The sequence below is a fragment of the Actinomyces ruminis genome, assembly GCF_002154335.2.
GTDB lineage: Bacteria > Actinomycetota > Actinomycetes > Actinomycetales > Actinomycetaceae > Actinomyces > Actinomyces ruminis.
Window position 1 is genome coordinate 32,397 of record NZ_MTPX02000075.1, and the last position, 14,417, is coordinate 46,813.

Below are 14,417 nucleotides of genomic sequence, written 5' to 3' on the forward strand. Positions count from 1 at the left end.
GTCGCGAGTGGGATTTGACGCCCACCCCACGGCTAACTGAGAATGGTTCCCATGAACGTTTCTTTGCGCCCGCCCCGCCTCCCACGTACGCGCCGCCCCCTGGCCGCCCTCACCGCCGCCGCACTCGGACTCGCCGCCCTGTCACTGGCCGCCTGCTCCGCCGATTCCGCCGACGACGGCGCCGCCGGGGACACCCTGTCCGTAGCCGCCTCCTTCTACCCGATCCAGTACCTCACCGAGGCGATCGGCGGCGAAAACGTGACCGTCACCTCCATCACGCCCACCAATGTGGAGCCGCACGAATACGAGCTCGCCCCCAAGGACGTCACCGCCCTGTCCGGCATGGATCTGGTCACCTACGTCCCCGGCTTCCAACCCTCGCTGGACGACGCCTTGGCGGAGGTCTCCGGCCCTGCCGTCCTCGACCTGTCCGACGCGGTCGACCTGGTTAGCCACGACGGCGCGGGGCACGACGACGAGGCCGACGACGCCGAGGCCGTATCCACCGACCCGCACTTCTGGCTCGACCCGGTGCGCATGCAGTCCGCGGCGCAGGCCATTGAGACCGCCTTGGCCCAGGCGGACCCGGACCATGCGGCGGACTACGAGCCAACCTGGCCGAACTCACCGAGGCATTGAGCGCCTTGGACGCGGACTTCTCCGCCGGTCTGGCCCAGTGCGAGCGCACCACCTTCGTGACCGCTCATGCCGCCTTCGGCTACCTGGCCGATCGTTACGGCCTGACCCAGGCGTCCGTGTCCGGCATCGACCCCGAGTCCGAGCCCAGCCCCGCCGAACTGGCCGCCGTTAAGCAGATCGTGCAGGAGACCGGGACGACGACGATCTTCACCGAGGAGCTGGTCTCCCCCAAGACCGCCGAGGCACTGGCCGCCGAGACCGGCGCCACCACTGCCGTGCTCAACCCACTCGAGTCCGCCCCCGAATCCGGGGACTACGCTGAGGCCATGTCTGTCAACCTGCAGGCGCTGCGCACCGCGCTGGCCTGCGAGTGAACACGATTCCCATCATCGTCGTTTTGACCCAAAAGGACCTCATGACCTCCACCCCGGCACCCGCGCGGGCGAGTAGCCTCAAATTGAAGTGGCCGATGCTCCGTAGTGCTCGGCTCCAACCTGATCCTGGACGCCGTCGACCTGACCGTGCACGGAGGCGAGTCGGTCGCGCTGCTGGGCGCCAATGGATCGGGCAAGTCCACGCTGGTCAAGACGATCCTGGGCCTGCTGCCGACCCGTGCGGGAACGGTACGGCTGTTCGGCCACGACGTCACCGAGCGCCGCACGGTGCCCTGGGAGCGGGTCGGGTACGTGCCCCAGCGGGTCGGGGCGGCCTCGGGCGTGCCGGCCACCGCGCTGGAGGTGGTCCGCTCGGGACTGCTGTCCCCCGGGCGCCCCTTCGCCGACCGCGGCCGAGCCGCCCGACGGCGCGCTTTGGAAGCGCTGGACGCCGTAGGTCTGGCGGACCGGGCCCAGGACCACGTACAGGTATTCTCCGGCGGCCAGTCCCAACGCGTGCTCATTGCCCGGGCCCTGGTGCGCTCCCCCGAGCTGCTGCTGCTGGACGAGCCCCTGGCCGGCATCGACCGCGCCTCCCGCGACTCCCTTGCCGTCACCCTGGCCGAGCTGCGCGGCCGGGGGCTGACGCTGCTGACCGTCCTGCATGAGATGGGCGAGCTGGCCGACGTCGTCGAGCGCGCCGTCGTCCTGGCCGAGGGACGCGTGGTCTTCGACGGGCCGAAGGGTGAACTCGTGCATGACCACGCCCGCCACGACGAGCTCGGTCACGACCATCCTGACAACTGCGAGCACGAGCATGAGCACGGCAGCACCGAGCCGGCCGTCCACCACGCCCCGGTGCTGACCACCTCCGTACGGCAGGCGGGGGGCGTCAAGTGAACGACTTAATCACCGCACTCGGCCAGATGCTGGCCAGCCCGCTGATGCAACGGGCCTACCTCGTCGCCGTGCTGGTCGGACTGTCCGCGCCGGTGGTGGGTACCTATCTGGTGCAGCGGGGCCTGGCACTGCTGGGCGACGGCATCGGCCACATCGCCCTGACCGGCGTGGCACTCGGCTGGATCGCCGGGGCGGCCGCCAACGTGACGCCGCACGACGCCTGGGCGATACCGGGGGCCATTGTCGCCTCCGTGCTCGGCGCGGTATTGATCGAGGTCATCCGCGCCCGCGGCCGCACCCGCGGGGACGTGGCCCTGGCGATCCTGTTCTATGGCGGCATCGCCGGTGGCGTGATCCTGATCAAGCTGGCCGGAGGCACGACGACCAACCTGACCAGTTACCTGTTCGGCTCGATCGCCACCGTGTCCGCCTCCGACACTCGCTTCACGGTGGCGCTCGCCGCCGTGGTGCTGGTGGTAGGGATCGGCCTGCGCGGGCCGCTGTTCGCCCTGTGCCACGACGAGGAGTTCGCCCGCTCGATCGGACTGCCCACCGGGGCGCTGAACGTGACGGTGGCCGTGGTGGCGGCGCTGACCGTATCGGTGTCCATGCGCGTGGTCGGGGCACTGCTGGTGTCGGCGGTGATGATCGTGCCGGTAGCGATCGCCCAGCTGGTCTCCTACTCCTTCGGACGCACCATGCACCTGGCCATGGCGATCGGCGTAGTCGCCTGCGTGCTCGGACTGACGATCACTTACTTCCTGGCCGCCTCGCCGGGCGCCATGATCGTGGTGCTACTGGTGTGTACCTATGCCGTCGTCGCCCTGGTCAGTGGCCTGGCGCGTACCCTCCGCGCCGGGCGCAGGCGCCATCCGGGAGTCAGCGACCGCAGCGGCGGCATCGCTCGACGTGACCACAGTGAACAGGAGGTGACCGCATGAGTCTGAATGCGACCGGAGGTAACTCCACGCGTCACCGCGCCACCTGGCAGCGGGCCGCCGTGGCCGACATGCTGGCACGCACCGACGAGTTCCGTTCCGCCCAGCAGATTCACGCCGCCCTACAGGCCGAGGGCACCAAGGTGGGGTTGGCGACCATCTACCGCAACCTGACGGCCATGGCCGAGTCCGGCGAGGTCGACCAGGTCCGCAGTGCCGACGGGGAGATCCTGTATCGGGAATGTGAGCGGCCCGAGCACCATCACCACATCGTGTGCCGCTCCTGCGGGCGCACCGTGGAGGTGGCCGGCGGCGAGCTGGAGGAGTGGATCCGGCGGGTGTCCGCCGAGCACGGCTTCACGGACATGGAGCACACGGTGGAGTTCTTCGGCCTGTGCCCCGCCTGCTCCCGAGACCGACATAAGTGACACACCGAAACCGGTAGCAGTGACGGCGCGGCGTCAGGATTGGGACGGCCGAGCCACCTGGTCGACGGCACCGCCGAAGCGGCGCTCCCGGTGCGCGTAGGCCTCGCAGGCGCGCCACAGCTCGGTGCGGTCGAACTCGGGCCAGGGCAGGTCGGAGAAGTACAGCTCGGCGTAGGCCGAGGACCACATCAGGAAGTTGCTGGTGCGCTGCTCCCCGCCGGTGCGGATCAGCAGGTCCACGTCCCGCATGTGCGGGGAGTACAGGTAGCGCTGCACGGTCTTCTCGTTGATCGACGCCGCCCGCAGCCGCCCCGCCTCCACGTCGCGGGCCATGGCGCGGGCGGCGTCGGCGATCTCGGCCCGGCCGCCGTAGTTCAGGCACATGTTCAGCACCATGGTGTCGTTGCCGGCGGTGATGCGCTCGGAGCGGCGTACCTCCTTGAGCACCGACTTCCACAGCTTGGGCTCGCGCCCCACCCAGTTCACGCGCACGCCCCACTCCAGCAGGTAGTCGGTCTGGGCGCGCAGCACCGAGCGGGTGAAGCCCATGAGGAAGCGGACCTCGGCGGGTGAGCGCTTCCAGTTCTCGGTGGAGAAGGCGTAGACGCTCAGCTCCTTGATGCCCAGCTCGACGGCGCCGGCGATCACGTCCATCATGGTCGACTCCCCCACCCGGTGACCCTCGGTGCGGGGCAGGCCGCGGGCGTTGGCCCAGCGCCCGTTGCCGTCCATGACGCAGGCGACGTGTGCGGGCACGGCCGCCGGGTTCAGCGCCGGTGGGGTGAGCCCCTCGCGGTGCAGGGGGATGACGTCGAGCGGGCGCGGGTCCGGGGCCGTGCCCGCAGCAGGGGCGGAGTCCGTGACCTCAGTCATGTCAGGCCCTTTCTACGAGGGAGAGGGAACGCAGGCGCCGTTCCAGGTGCCAGGTCAGGTAGGCGGACACGCACCCGGACGCCTGGGCGCGCTCGCGCGAACTCGCGGCGTCGGCCAGCCCCCAGTTACCCGAGAGCAGGGCGCCGAGCAGGGCCATGGCGCCCGGTTCGACGTCGACGGCGCCGGCGGGCCGACAGGCGGCGCAGACGGCGCCGCCCGCCTGCACGTGGAAGGCGGTGTGGGGCCCGGGGGCACCGCAGCGGGCGCAGTCGTAGCACGACGGCGCCCAGCCGGCCAGGGCGAGGGCCCGCAACAGGTAGGAGTCGAGCACGAGCCCCGGGGCGTGGCGGCGGCGTGCCAGGGCGGACAGCGCCCCGTACAGCAGCAGGAACTGCTGAGGGGAGTCGGTCGTGCCCAGGTCGCCGTCGTCGCGGGTGAGGCGCTCGGCGGTCTCGGCCATGGTCTCGGCACAGGTGAACATGGCGTAGTCGGCGGCGATGGCGCGGCCGAAGGGGTCGATGGTCTCCGCCTGGGTGACCACGTCCAGGTTGCGTCCGGCATGCAGCTGCACGTCGATCATGGAGAAGGGCTCCAGGCGGGCGCCGAAGCGTGAGGTGGTGCGACGCACGCCCTTGGCGACGGCGCGCACCTGCCCGTGGGCGCGGGTGAGCATGACGATGATGCGGTCGGCCTCGCCCAACTTGTAGGTGCGCAGGACGATGGCCTCGTCCCGGTAGAGCCTGTTCCCCAACGGCGCCCCCGGTCAGCGCATGGCGCGGTTGACGGCGGAGATCACGGCCTTGAAGGAGGCGGTGGTAATGGAGGGGTCGATGCCCACGCCCCACAACACCTGACCGCCCACCTCACACTCGACGTAGCAGGCGGCGCGGGCGTCGCGGCCCTCGCTGAGGGCGTGCTCGGCGTAGTCGAGGATGCGCACCTGCACGCCGGTCTGCTCCAGGGCGGTGACGAAGGCGTCCAGCGGACCCGAGCCGGAGGCGGTCAGCAGCTTGCGCTCGTCGCCGTCGGAGATGGTGACCGTCAGGATCGACTCGTCGTCACCGACGGCGGTGAGGGTAGCGCCCTTGAGGCTGTAGCGGCCCCAGGCGGGCAGGTCGGCGCCGGGGGCGGCGGCGGCGGGCAGGTACTCGTCGGCGAAGATCGACCACAGCTCGTCGGCGTCGACCTCGCCGCCGAAGGTGTCGGTGTGGCGCTGGACGATGTTGGAGAACTCGATCTGCAGGCGGCGCGGCAGGTCGAGGTTGTGGGTGGTGCGCAGCAGGTAGGAGACCCCGCCCTTTCCGGACTGGGAGTTGACGCGCACCACCGCCTCGTAGGAGCGGCCGACGTCGTGAGGGTCGATGGGCAGGTAGGGCATGGACCAGGGCACGGCCACGTCGGCCTCGGTGTCGGTCATCCCTTCGGCAACCTTGGCGGCGATCTTCTCGGCGCGGGCGGCGAAGCCCTTCTTGATGGCGTCCTGGTGGGAGCCGGAGAAGGAGGTGTACACGAGCTCACCGACGTAGGGAGTACGCGGGGGCACGTCCATTTGGGTGGACTGCTCGACGACGCGGCGCACCTCGTCGATGTCGGACAGGTCGAGCATGGGGTCGACGCCCTGGCTGAAGAGGTTGAGGGCGAGGGTGACAAGATCGACGTTGCCGGTGCGCTCGCCGTGTCCGAACAGGCAGCCCTCCACCCGGTCGGCGCCGGCGAGCATGCCCAGTTCGGCGGCGGCGATGCCGGATCCGCGGTCGTTGTGGTTGTGAATGGACAGGCACACGGCGTCGCGGTGGGAGAGGTTGCGGCTCATCCACTCGATCTGGTCGGCGTAGACGTTGGGGGTGGCACGTTCGACGGTGGCGGGCAGGTTGAGGATGATCTCGCGGTCGCCCTCGGGCTGCCACACGCCCATGACGGCCTCACAGACCTCCAGGGCGTATTCGCGCTCGGTGTCCACGAAGATCTCCGGGGAGTACTCGTAGCCGAAGATGGTGTCCTCGGTGAGCACCTTCTCCGCCCGGGCCATGACCTGGCGGGTGCCCTCGATGGCGAGCTCACGGATGTCGTCCTTGTCCATGCGGAAGACGACCTCGCGGAACAGCGGGGACAGGGCGTTGTACAGGTGGACGGTGGCGCGCGGGGCGCCGACGCAGGCGTCCAGGGTGCGATCGATCAGGTCCTCGCGGGACTGGGTGAGCACGGAGATGGTGACGTCGGCGGGAATGGCGTCGTCCTCCACCAGGGAGCGCACGAAGTCGTAGTCGGTCTGGGAAGCAGCGGGGAAGCCGACCTCGATCTCCTTGAAGCCCATGCGCACCAGCAGGTCGAAGATGGCGCGCTTGGCGGCGGGGCCCATCGGCTCGATGAGGGACTGGTTGCCGTCGCGCAGGTCGGTGCTCAGCCAGCGGGGGGCGCGGGTAATGCGGTTGTTGGGCCAAGTGCGGTCCGGCAGGGAGGTCTCGACGGTGTCGAGGAAGGGCCGGTACTTGGCGAAGGGCATGCCGGAGAGCTGCTGGGGTGCGGGGCGAGCGGTACGCATGGGTATGGATTCTCCTGAGCGGGTGTGCTGGTTCCCGGCGCCGATGCCCGGCGCACCGGGTTGGCTGGCTACGCGAAAGGGCGCCGCGGTCGGGGTGCCGGCCTGTTCAGGCCCCGCCGCGGCGACTAAGCAGGAGGTTCCGCTCCCGAACGGAGGTCGCGCGCACGGGGACACCGTACCGCGAATCGACGGTCACGCCACGCCGGATCACAGTGTGGATGGCGCGACGACGAGCGACTTTCGTAACTCACAACCACAGCACTTGTCATGTATTCACGCAATATGTAGTAGATCTGCTATATTCAGTAGCGCGTCTACCAGGAAGGAGTGGACATGTCCCCCATCCCGCCCGTGATCAGCGCCCGGGGCGTCGACTTCGCCTACGGCAAGAATCCCGTGCTGCACGATCTCAGCCTCACGGTCCAGTCCGGCGAGGTCGTGTGCCTGCTGGGCCCCAACGGCGTCGGCAAGACCACCCTGGTGGAGAATCTGCTCGGTTCACTGCGGCCGCACTCGGGCAGCGTCCGCGTGTTTGGCGCCGATCCGCGGCGCGCCGACGCCGCCTTCTGGGCGCGGATTGGGCTGGTGCAGCAGAACTGGTCCGATCACGCCAAGTGGCGGGTCAAGGATCAGTTGGAGTGGATCCGTTCCATGCAGCTGACGGCATCAGTGCGGGTGGCGGACGTGGCCGAGGTGCTCGACGCCGTCGGCCTGGCAGACAAGGCAGACTCGCGCCTGTCCCGGCTCTCGGGAGGGCAGCGGCGCACGCTTGACTTCGCGGCGGCGCTGCTGGGCCGCCCGGAGCTGCTGATCCTCGACGAGCCGACGACGGGACTGGACCCCGCCTCCAAGGCGCGCCTGCACGACCTGATCATGGACCGCGTCGACGACGACGCCACGGTCCTGATGACCACGCATGACCTGTCCGAGGCCGAACGCCTGGCCTCCCGGGTGATCATCATGGCGGCGGGCCGGATCATTGCCGACGGCACCGTGGCTGAGCTGCGCGAAGGACTCAGCCGCGAGGCGGAGGTGACCTGGGTGCAGGACGGCGAGCACCACGTACACGCAACCGCCGCCCCCGAGCGATTCCTGCAGCAGCTGGACCTGGACGCGATCAGCGGGTTGACCGTCACCCGCCCCACCCTGGAGGAGGCCTACCTCGCCCTGGTCTCCCAGCCCGCGGAGGCCGAGCAAAACGGCACAGATCATCTGACCATCCGGAGAGATCCGGCAACCACCCCCACCGCCAAGGAGCCCAGGACATGACCCCCACTCGTTCCCTACCCCTGTCCGTACTGCGCGCGGCGGCGCGCCAGGCCTATGGCGACCTGCGCCCCAACCTCGGGGGAGCCGGTGCGACGTCCACCCTGTTTTCAGTGGCCGCCGTATTGGTCGTCTCCCGGATAAGCGATGGGCCACTCCAGGGACTCGACTCTACTAGTGCCTTCGGTACCATGTTCGCGGCCGGCTGCGTAGGAGCTTCGCCAGTCTCATCATGATGCAGGTCGGAGCGGAGACCTATACCGACCGCATCGGTGGCGCACTGTTGCGGGTGCGCATCCTCCCACACGGACCACTCACCTGGGCGATAGGCAAGACGCTGTCCACCGTGGTGCTGCTTTTCATCATGCAGGCGATGATCCTTCTAGGGACTGTCCTTTTCATTGATGTCGCGATGCCCTCTATCGGGACGGCACTGCTCTGCCTGCTTATTGCCGTGCTGGCCTCGATGGCGTGCGCGCCGCTCGGGTTCTTCCTCAGCGTGTTTATCCGCGGCGTTTACAGTTACATGGTGAACATGGTGGTCTGCCTCGCGCTGTTCGTGGCCGGTTGCTGCTACCCGACCTCCGCGCTGCCAGGCTGGGTGCAGGGCATCCAGGCATTGCTGCCCACCTACTGGTCCGGACACCTGACCCGCTGGGCGCTCGTGGACGACCCGTCCTGGGAGATCGGCGGCAGCTTCCGTCCGGCACTGGCTGCCGGGGTGCTGCTGGCCTGGGTCGTTGTCGGCTTCGCGCTGGTGCCGCCGGTGATTCGCCGCAGCTTCCGCAAGGAGACGATCGGCGGGCTGAGCCGCGCACAGTCTAAGCTCCGCTCGCAGAGTGGGCTGTGAAATGTCCGGAGAGGTCGTTCACAACAGGATCGCCGTGCTGCGCGCGGACCGCAAGGTCAGCAGGCGGCAGCTGGCGGAGGCGCTCGGCGTCCACTACCAGACGGTCGGCTACCTGGAGCGCGGAGAGTATGCGCCGTCCCTGCACCTGGCGCTGCGCATCGCCCGCTACTTCGACGTGCCCGTGGAGTCGGTCTTCTCCCTGGAGGAGTTCCCGCCGCTGAGCTGAACACAAAACCAGCACACCGGTTCTACCACCAGACTCCCACCGTTTGGCGACTAGTGGTAGTATGTTGGGTATGAAAGTGAGTGTGAGTCTGAGTGAGGCGGATCTAGCGCTCCTAGACGAGTACGTAAACCGGGAAGGTCTTCCTTCAAGATCAGCGGGAGTCCAAACGGCCATACGTCATCTTCACCGGGAGAACCTGCGTGGGGCCTACATGGAGGCATGGAGGGACTGGGCGGAATCCCCAGACTCATCCGAATGGGACATAACGGTCGCCGACGGGCTCGACGGGAACGACGATGCTGCGCGGTGAGATACGGATTATGAACCTCGATCCCGTGATAGGCAGCGAAGCAGACAAGCGCAGACCTGCCGTCGTGGTGAGCAACGACGATGCCAACACGGCGGCCGCGGTTCTCGGCCGAGGTGTTGTAACGGTGGTACCAGTCACGAGCTCAACCGAGCGTGTTCTCCCGTTCCAAGTCCTTCTTCCCGCGGAGTCAACCGGGCTGTCATTGGACTCCAAGGCACAGGCAGAACAGGTACGTTCCGTGGCGGTTCAACGCCTCGGTCAGGTGGTAGGACACTTGCCGGCAGAGCTCATGACCAAGGTTGATGCCGCATTAAGACTTCACTTAGCCCTGTAGGTCACCATCCAGAGTGTTACGTCAATGCGTGTCCAACTCACTGCCCGAAGACCTCGAGGTAGGCCCGCTCGGCCCCGCCGTTACGCACGTCCACCGTGGCGGCCACCAGCCCGTCCTTGAGCAGCACCACCCGCTCACAGAGCTCGTCGAGCACGCTGAGGATGTGGCTGGACATCAGGGCCATGCCGCCTCCTGCCAGGTAGTCGGCCAGGGCTCGCCTGAACACCAGCACCCCCTCCACGTCGAGCCCATTGAGTGGCTCGTCGAGCACCACCACTTGTGGGGTGCCGAGGAAGGCGCAGGCGATCCCCAGGCGCCGGGTCATTCCCTGGGACAGGTGCCGTACCTCGGTGTCGCGGAAGCCGGCGCAGCCGAAGCGGTCCAGCTGCTCCTCCAGCGCAGTGTCGTCCAGGTCCAGGCGGCGCATGGCGGCCTCGAAGCGGCACGCCTGCCGGGCGGTGAGCTGCGGGAACAGCCGGCTGTGCTCGGGCAGGAAGCCACAGGCCTCGGCGGGCAGGCGCCGCCCCAGTTGGCGGCCATCCAGCCGGACGGTACCGGACTGGAATTCGTTCACCCCGCACAGCGCGTCAAAGAGCGTGGTCTTGCCCGCCCCGTTGGGGCCGACGACGCCGAGCACCTCTCCGGGCGCCACCCTCAGGTTCACGGGCCCGGTGCCGCGGCCGCCTCGGTAACGGCGCTGAACATCAATGATTTCAAGCATGTTCGCTCCCGCGCAGTAGGTAGGCGGCGGCCGGGAACACCACCAGGGGTAGTACCGGCACCGAGGTGATCAGCAGGCCGCCAAGTTCCGCAGCGGGGAGCATCCGGTGCCGCCGGGTGTAGGCGGTGGCGACATCGGCCAGCGCGACTACCAACAGCGCCAGGTATACCAGACAGGCCAGCAGGTGGACGGTGTCGGTACGGGTACCAGCCGCCACACCGACTGCCCCCGCTGCCAAACATTCGACTATTAGCAGCGGCAGCACCAACGCGAGCTTGGCGCGCCGTAGCTCCGCGTCGGTAATGGCGTAGCGGCTCCTGGCATAGCGGGCGGCAGCGGTGTCATCGACCTCGGCGAGAACGCCGATCACCGTCGCAGCCAGGTAGACGCCCGCGACGAACACGCCGACGACGGCCGACTGACCGAAGCGTCCCAGTGCATATGCGCTCAGCAGGCCCGTGGCCGCCGCCAAGAGCAACGGCCACCGGGATGCCGAACACAGGTAGACCACGCACAGCGAAGCGAGACGGTTCCGCGGCCTGGCACCAATCCGCAAAGGCTCCATGGGGATCCCGGGTGCGATGTCGGCACGCCCGATCCGGTCCGCTGCCGCCGTCACCAGCGCCGTCGCCGCCGTCCACGCCGCCAGCAACAGACCGAAGCGGCTCGCGTCGGACCATTCCGGGAAGCCCAGTGCGAGCATTCCACACGCGGCCTCCAGCACCGTCAGGGGCATGGCCGCAGCCGCGTACAGGACGAGGAAGTCCGCCGGCCCGAATCCGTAGTAGCGCAGCGCCCCACGCCTGAGGGGATCAAGATCCCGCAGCAGCGCCGAGGCGTTCGTCCCCGCGACAACCACGCCGACTCCCGCCACCGTCGCCGCCTGAGCGGCATTGCCGATCACCGTGACTGCACCCCGTGTAGCAGCCCAGATCAAGACGCAGACCAGCACCACCTCCAGCGAGCGCACCGCCGGGGTGAAGACCACGCCGGGGCGCCGCAGCCTACAGGCAGCGCCGATCAGGGTCAGGACTCTCACAGGGGCATCCTTACCGATCCGATGCGCTTCACGCCAGCATGGGGAACAGGCCCCAGTAGGCGATGGCGACCAGCAACAGCACGGCCCCGATCAGCACCCCAGTGAGCACGGCCGCGGCGGGCACGGTCAGCCAGCGTCCCTTCTCGCCGCGCTCCCGGTTGGCCTCGTGCGCGGCGGCACGCATGAGCCGAGCCCGATAGGTGAGCTTGACCAAGATGACCACGGCCACAACCGCCACCAGTTGGACCGCCACCCAGCCGCCGTAGGAGAACCAGTGGTTGGTGCGGTAGCTGGTCGCCAGGGAGGCCACGCCGAGTATGTAGACCACATATAGCGCCCAGGCCACGGTCACGCTCAGACACAGAGAGACGGACCAGCGGCCAATGGGGTCGGGCAGGTGCAAACCGCGGCGCCCGCGCAGCCGGGGTACCTGCCCGAGGAACCAGCCGATGCCAGAAAGCACCATGAGCCCGAAGCCGATGATGAGGGTGGCGAGCATCAGGTCCCCGGAGGCGTACCAACGCGTGGAATCGGGCGTCTGCGCCCAGTAGGCCTGAGTGGGCGTGGCGCCGGCGACGTGGGGCTCGGCGTCGGCGGTGTCCGGCAGGCCCGCCACCCAGCGGGCCAGGTCGCGGGTCACCCCCGGCGCCAGCGAGCCGTCCGTGGTAATGCCGAGCTTGAGACCGTGGTTGGCGCCGTCGTAGTAGCGGACGGTGAGCTGGTCATTGCCCGCAGCCTGCAGCGCGTTCCAGACCGTGGTCGGCCCCTGCACCAGGGGCATGGAGGCATCGGCGGTGCCGTAAAGCATGAGGATGGGGACGGTAATGGTCTCCAGGTAGGCCACGGAGTCGAAGTCGGCGTACTCGAAGCCGCCTCCGGGGATTTTCGTGGACCCGAGCACTCGCGGTATCAGGGTGAGCATGGCCTCAGGGACACCGACGTTGCGCATGTAGGTGTCGACGGCGAGCGCGGCCTGCTCGCGCAGCCGCACCACGGGGGCACTGGCGAGGATCAAGAAGGCTACCCGGTCGTCCTCGGCGGTCAGCACCACCCCGGGAATGGCGCCCTCGGACTCGCCGTAGATGCCGATGGCATCGGGGTCCACACCGTCCAGGGCCAGCAGGTAGTCGAGACTGCGCTGGTAGTCCGCGGCCATGGACAGGTAGTCGCGTTCGGTCGTGGAGTAGTCCTCCATGGGTTTTGAGGGAACCAGCGTAGTGACGCCGGCGGAGGCCAGCGACTCGGCCTGCTCGGTGAACCCCCAAATGCTGTGGGTGCCGGCGCCGTGCATGAAGACGACGCCGGGAGTGTCTTCGTCCACACCGATGGGGCGGCGCAGCAGAGCGGGTACCTCCTCGCCGTCGGCCTGGGTGATGGTGACGGTGGTGGTCTCGACCTCGTAGGTGCCCACGGCGGCAGTGGTGACAGTCCCGCCGATGGTGGTGTCGGTGGTGACCGGGGTGAGGGAGTCGGTCACTGGCTGGGGGTTCCAGCGCGGCCCGGCGAGGGTGCCGACGAGGCTGAGGCCGAGGACGGTGACCACGACGCCGCCGATGGTGCGGTGGTCGGTGGATACCGCGAGCACCAGGCGCCCAGGCCGATGGTCAGCATGATTTCCCAGATCTCCCGACGACCGGTTCCGAGCAGTCCCATCAGTGCGGCCACGCCGATCGCGGCCGCCAGCACGATCAGGGTGCGGCGCCGCTCGGTGCGCCACAGCCAAGACAGCAGCGTCCAGGCGCGGTGGGGGAATTCGCGCAGCCAGGCCCAGCCGGAGCGCAATTCGGCCCTGGTAATGCGTGCGGGCTGGGCCTTGGGGCGAGCCCGCCGCGGCGAGACTGGCCTAGTGCGTACGCGCTGCGGTGACTCGGTCTCAGGGCGCGAGGGTGCGTCCTCGCCGGACCGGTCGTCGGATTGTCGGGAAACCGGGAGCATGGGCGGATGGGCCTTCAGAATCCGAGTCTGGCCAGGGCCTTCGGGTCGGACTGCCAGTCCTTGACGGTGCGCACATGCAGGTCGAGGTAGACCTTGCGGCCTAGGAGCTGCTGGATGCCACGGCGGGCCTCGGTGCCGATGGCCTTGAGGTTGGCGCCGCCCCGGCCGATGACGATGGCCTTCTGCGAGTCGCGTTCGACCAGCAGGCTGACGCGCACCTGCAGACGGTTGCCGGTGCCCTTGATGCGGCCGGCATTCTCGGTGGTGGCCGGGTCGACGATCTCGTCGACCACGACCGCCAGGGAGTGTGGCAGTTCGTCGCGCAGGCGCTCAAGGGCGGCCTCGCGTACCAGTTCACCGACCATGACGGCCTGGGGCTCGTCGGTGACGGAGTCGGTGGGGTACAGCGGCGGGGAGGGCGGCAGGTGGGAGGTTAGGACCTCCTGCAGGACGTCGATCTGCTCCCCCTTGAGGGCGGAGACGGGCACGATGTCCACCCAGTCGCCGAGCTCGGCGACGGCCAGGAGCTGCTCGACGAGCTTGGGGCGGGAGACGGTGTCGGTCTTGGTGACGACGGCGACGACGGGCTTGCCCAGGTCGGCCAGTTCCCGGGCGATGAGGCGGTCGCCGGGGCCGATCTTGTCGCCCGCGGGGATGCAGAAGGCAACCACGTCCACGCCCGTGAGTGTTTCGCGCACGAGGTCGTTCAGGCGCTTGCCGAGCAGGGTGCGGGGACGATGGAAACCGGGGGTATCCACCAGCACCAGTTGGCTTCCCGGCCGGCTGACCACGCCGCGCACGTTGTGACGGGTGGTTTCGGGGCGGCCGGAGGTGATGGCGATCTTGGTGCCGACCAGCGCATTGGTCAGGGTGGACTTGCCGGTGTTGGGGCGGCCGAGCAGGCAGACGAAGCCGGCGCGGAAGTCCTCGGGGTAATCGGGCACGGCGATGTGTGCGCGGGTGGGGTCGTCGGCGTCCGGATCTTCGGGCAGAATGGGGAAGCCGTCGGCGTCGGTCATGTTGGTCATCGCTTGTGCCTCAC

General features: G+C 68.7%; 17 protein-coding genes and 1 pseudogene. 10 read left to right on the forward strand and 8 right to left on the reverse strand.

Going from position 1 to position 14,417, the window contains the following annotated elements; all coding sequences use genetic code 11:
• The first annotated feature begins 51 nt into the window (after nucleotides 1-51).
• From BW737_RS13615 to BW737_RS13630, 4 genes and pseudogenes are all read left to right on the forward strand, one after another.
• A pseudogene (locus tag BW737_RS13615) lies at nucleotides 52-1,013 on the forward strand (metal ABC transporter substrate-binding protein).
• A 105-nt stretch (nucleotides 1,014-1,118) separates the two neighbouring features.
• The gene (locus BW737_RS13620; RefSeq protein ID WP_086614408.1) at nucleotides 1,119-1,913 is read left to right on the forward strand and encodes a metal ABC transporter ATP-binding protein; all 795 of its coding nucleotides are present in this window, start codon (nucleotides 1,119-1,121) and stop codon (nucleotides 1,911-1,913) included.
• Nucleotides 1,914-1,939: 26 nt separating this feature from the next.
• Nucleotides 1,940-2,854 (forward strand): metal ABC transporter permease, encoded by a 915-nt coding sequence (locus BW737_RS13625; RefSeq protein ID WP_180272234.1) that lies wholly within the window; start codon nucleotides 1,940-1,942, stop codon nucleotides 2,852-2,854.
• A complete protein-coding gene (locus BW737_RS13630; protein WP_086614410.1) occupies nucleotides 2,851-3,279 on the forward strand; it encodes a Fur family transcriptional regulator in 429 nt (142 codons plus the stop codon). The genes BW737_RS13625 and BW737_RS13630 overlap by 4 nt, the downstream gene beginning before the upstream one ends.
• A gap of 33 nt (nucleotides 3,280-3,312) precedes the next feature.
• On the opposite strand, the gene uppS is transcribed toward BW737_RS13630, so the two are convergent.
• Genes uppS through leuA form a run of 3 tightly spaced genes read right to left on the reverse strand, consistent with a single transcriptional unit; the run spans nucleotide 3,313 to nucleotide 6,694 of the window.
• On the reverse strand, nucleotides 3,313-4,152 hold the full coding sequence (uppS, locus tag BW737_RS13635; protein ID WP_086614411.1) for a polyprenyl diphosphate synthase: 840 nt from the start codon (nucleotides 4,150-4,152) through the stop codon (nucleotides 3,313-3,315).
• A gap of 1 nt (nucleotide 4,153) precedes the next feature.
• Nucleotides 4,154-4,903: a DNA repair protein RecO gene (gene recO, locus BW737_RS13640; RefSeq protein WP_086614412.1), complete on the reverse strand. Its 750-nt coding sequence runs from the start codon at nucleotides 4,901-4,903 to the stop codon at nucleotides 4,154-4,156.
• A 12-nt stretch (nucleotides 4,904-4,915) separates the two neighbouring features.
• Complete coding sequence (leuA, locus tag BW737_RS13645; protein WP_086614413.1) at nucleotides 4,916-6,694, reverse strand: 2-isopropylmalate synthase; 1,779 nt, start codon at nucleotides 6,692-6,694, stop codon at nucleotides 4,916-4,918.
• A 333-nt stretch (nucleotides 6,695-7,027) separates the two neighbouring features.
• On the opposite strand from leuA, the gene BW737_RS13650 reads away from it, so the two are divergent.
• The 6 genes from BW737_RS13650 (at nucleotide 7,028) to BW737_RS13670 (ending at nucleotide 9,680) form a co-directional block, all read left to right on the forward strand.
• Nucleotides 7,028-7,963 (forward strand): ABC transporter ATP-binding protein, encoded by a 936-nt coding sequence (locus tag BW737_RS13650; protein WP_420835758.1) that lies wholly within the window; start codon nucleotides 7,028-7,030, stop codon nucleotides 7,961-7,963.
• Nucleotides 7,960-8,196, forward strand: a complete 237-nt coding sequence (locus BW737_RS18905) for a hypothetical protein (protein WP_257210859.1) — start codon at nucleotides 7,960-7,962, stop codon at nucleotides 8,194-8,196. The genes BW737_RS13650 and BW737_RS18905 overlap by 4 nt, the downstream gene beginning before the upstream one ends.
• Nucleotides 8,193-8,810 carry an ABC transporter permease gene (locus BW737_RS13655; RefSeq protein WP_257210860.1) on the forward strand — a complete coding sequence of 206 codons (618 nt, stop codon included), beginning with the start codon at nucleotides 8,193-8,195 and terminating at the stop codon, nucleotides 8,808-8,810. The genes BW737_RS18905 and BW737_RS13655 overlap by 4 nt, the downstream gene beginning before the upstream one ends.
• A 1-nt stretch (nucleotide 8,811) precedes the next feature.
• Complete coding sequence (locus tag BW737_RS13660; protein ID WP_086614414.1) at nucleotides 8,812-9,036, forward strand: helix-turn-helix transcriptional regulator; 225 nt, start codon at nucleotides 8,812-8,814, stop codon at nucleotides 9,034-9,036.
• Between the two features lie 70 nt (nucleotides 9,037-9,106).
• Entirely contained in the window at nucleotides 9,107-9,346 is a 240-nt protein-coding gene (locus BW737_RS13665) for a CopG family ribbon-helix-helix protein (RefSeq protein ID WP_086614467.1), read from the forward strand.
• Nucleotides 9,333-9,680, forward strand: a complete 348-nt coding sequence (locus tag BW737_RS13670; protein ID WP_086614415.1) for a type II toxin-antitoxin system PemK/MazF family toxin — start codon at nucleotides 9,333-9,335, stop codon at nucleotides 9,678-9,680. The genes BW737_RS13665 and BW737_RS13670 overlap by 14 nt, the downstream gene beginning before the upstream one ends.
• 37 nt (nucleotides 9,681-9,717) lie before the next feature.
• Here BW737_RS13670 and BW737_RS13675 read toward each other — a convergent pair whose 3' ends face one another.
• Genes BW737_RS13675 through era form a run of 5 tightly spaced genes read right to left on the reverse strand, consistent with a single transcriptional unit; the run spans nucleotide 9,718 to nucleotide 14,403 of the window.
• A complete protein-coding gene (locus BW737_RS13675) occupies nucleotides 9,718-10,401 on the reverse strand; it encodes an ABC transporter ATP-binding protein (protein WP_086614416.1) in 684 nt (227 codons plus the stop codon).
• Nucleotides 10,394-11,440 carry a hypothetical protein gene (locus BW737_RS13680; RefSeq protein ID WP_086614417.1) on the reverse strand — a complete coding sequence of 349 codons (1,047 nt, stop codon included), beginning with the start codon at nucleotides 11,438-11,440 and terminating at the stop codon, nucleotides 10,394-10,396. The genes BW737_RS13675 and BW737_RS13680 overlap by 8 nt, the downstream gene beginning before the upstream one ends.
• A gap of 28 nt (nucleotides 11,441-11,468) precedes the next feature.
• Nucleotides 11,469-13,025: an alpha/beta hydrolase family protein gene (locus BW737_RS13685; RefSeq protein WP_257210861.1), complete on the reverse strand. Its 1,557-nt coding sequence runs from the start codon at nucleotides 13,023-13,025 to the stop codon at nucleotides 11,469-11,471.
• Nucleotides 12,914-13,375, reverse strand: coding sequence for a hypothetical protein (locus tag BW737_RS18910; protein WP_257210862.1), 462 nt, complete (start codon nucleotides 13,373-13,375; stop codon nucleotides 12,914-12,916). Before BW737_RS18910 ends, BW737_RS13685 begins: the two co-directional genes overlap by 112 nt.
• A 14-nt stretch (nucleotides 13,376-13,389) precedes the next feature.
• Complete coding sequence (gene era, locus BW737_RS13690; RefSeq protein WP_180272228.1) at nucleotides 13,390-14,403, reverse strand: GTPase Era; 1,014 nt, start codon at nucleotides 14,401-14,403, stop codon at nucleotides 13,390-13,392.
• Between the last annotated feature and the right edge of the window lie 14 nt (nucleotides 14,404-14,417).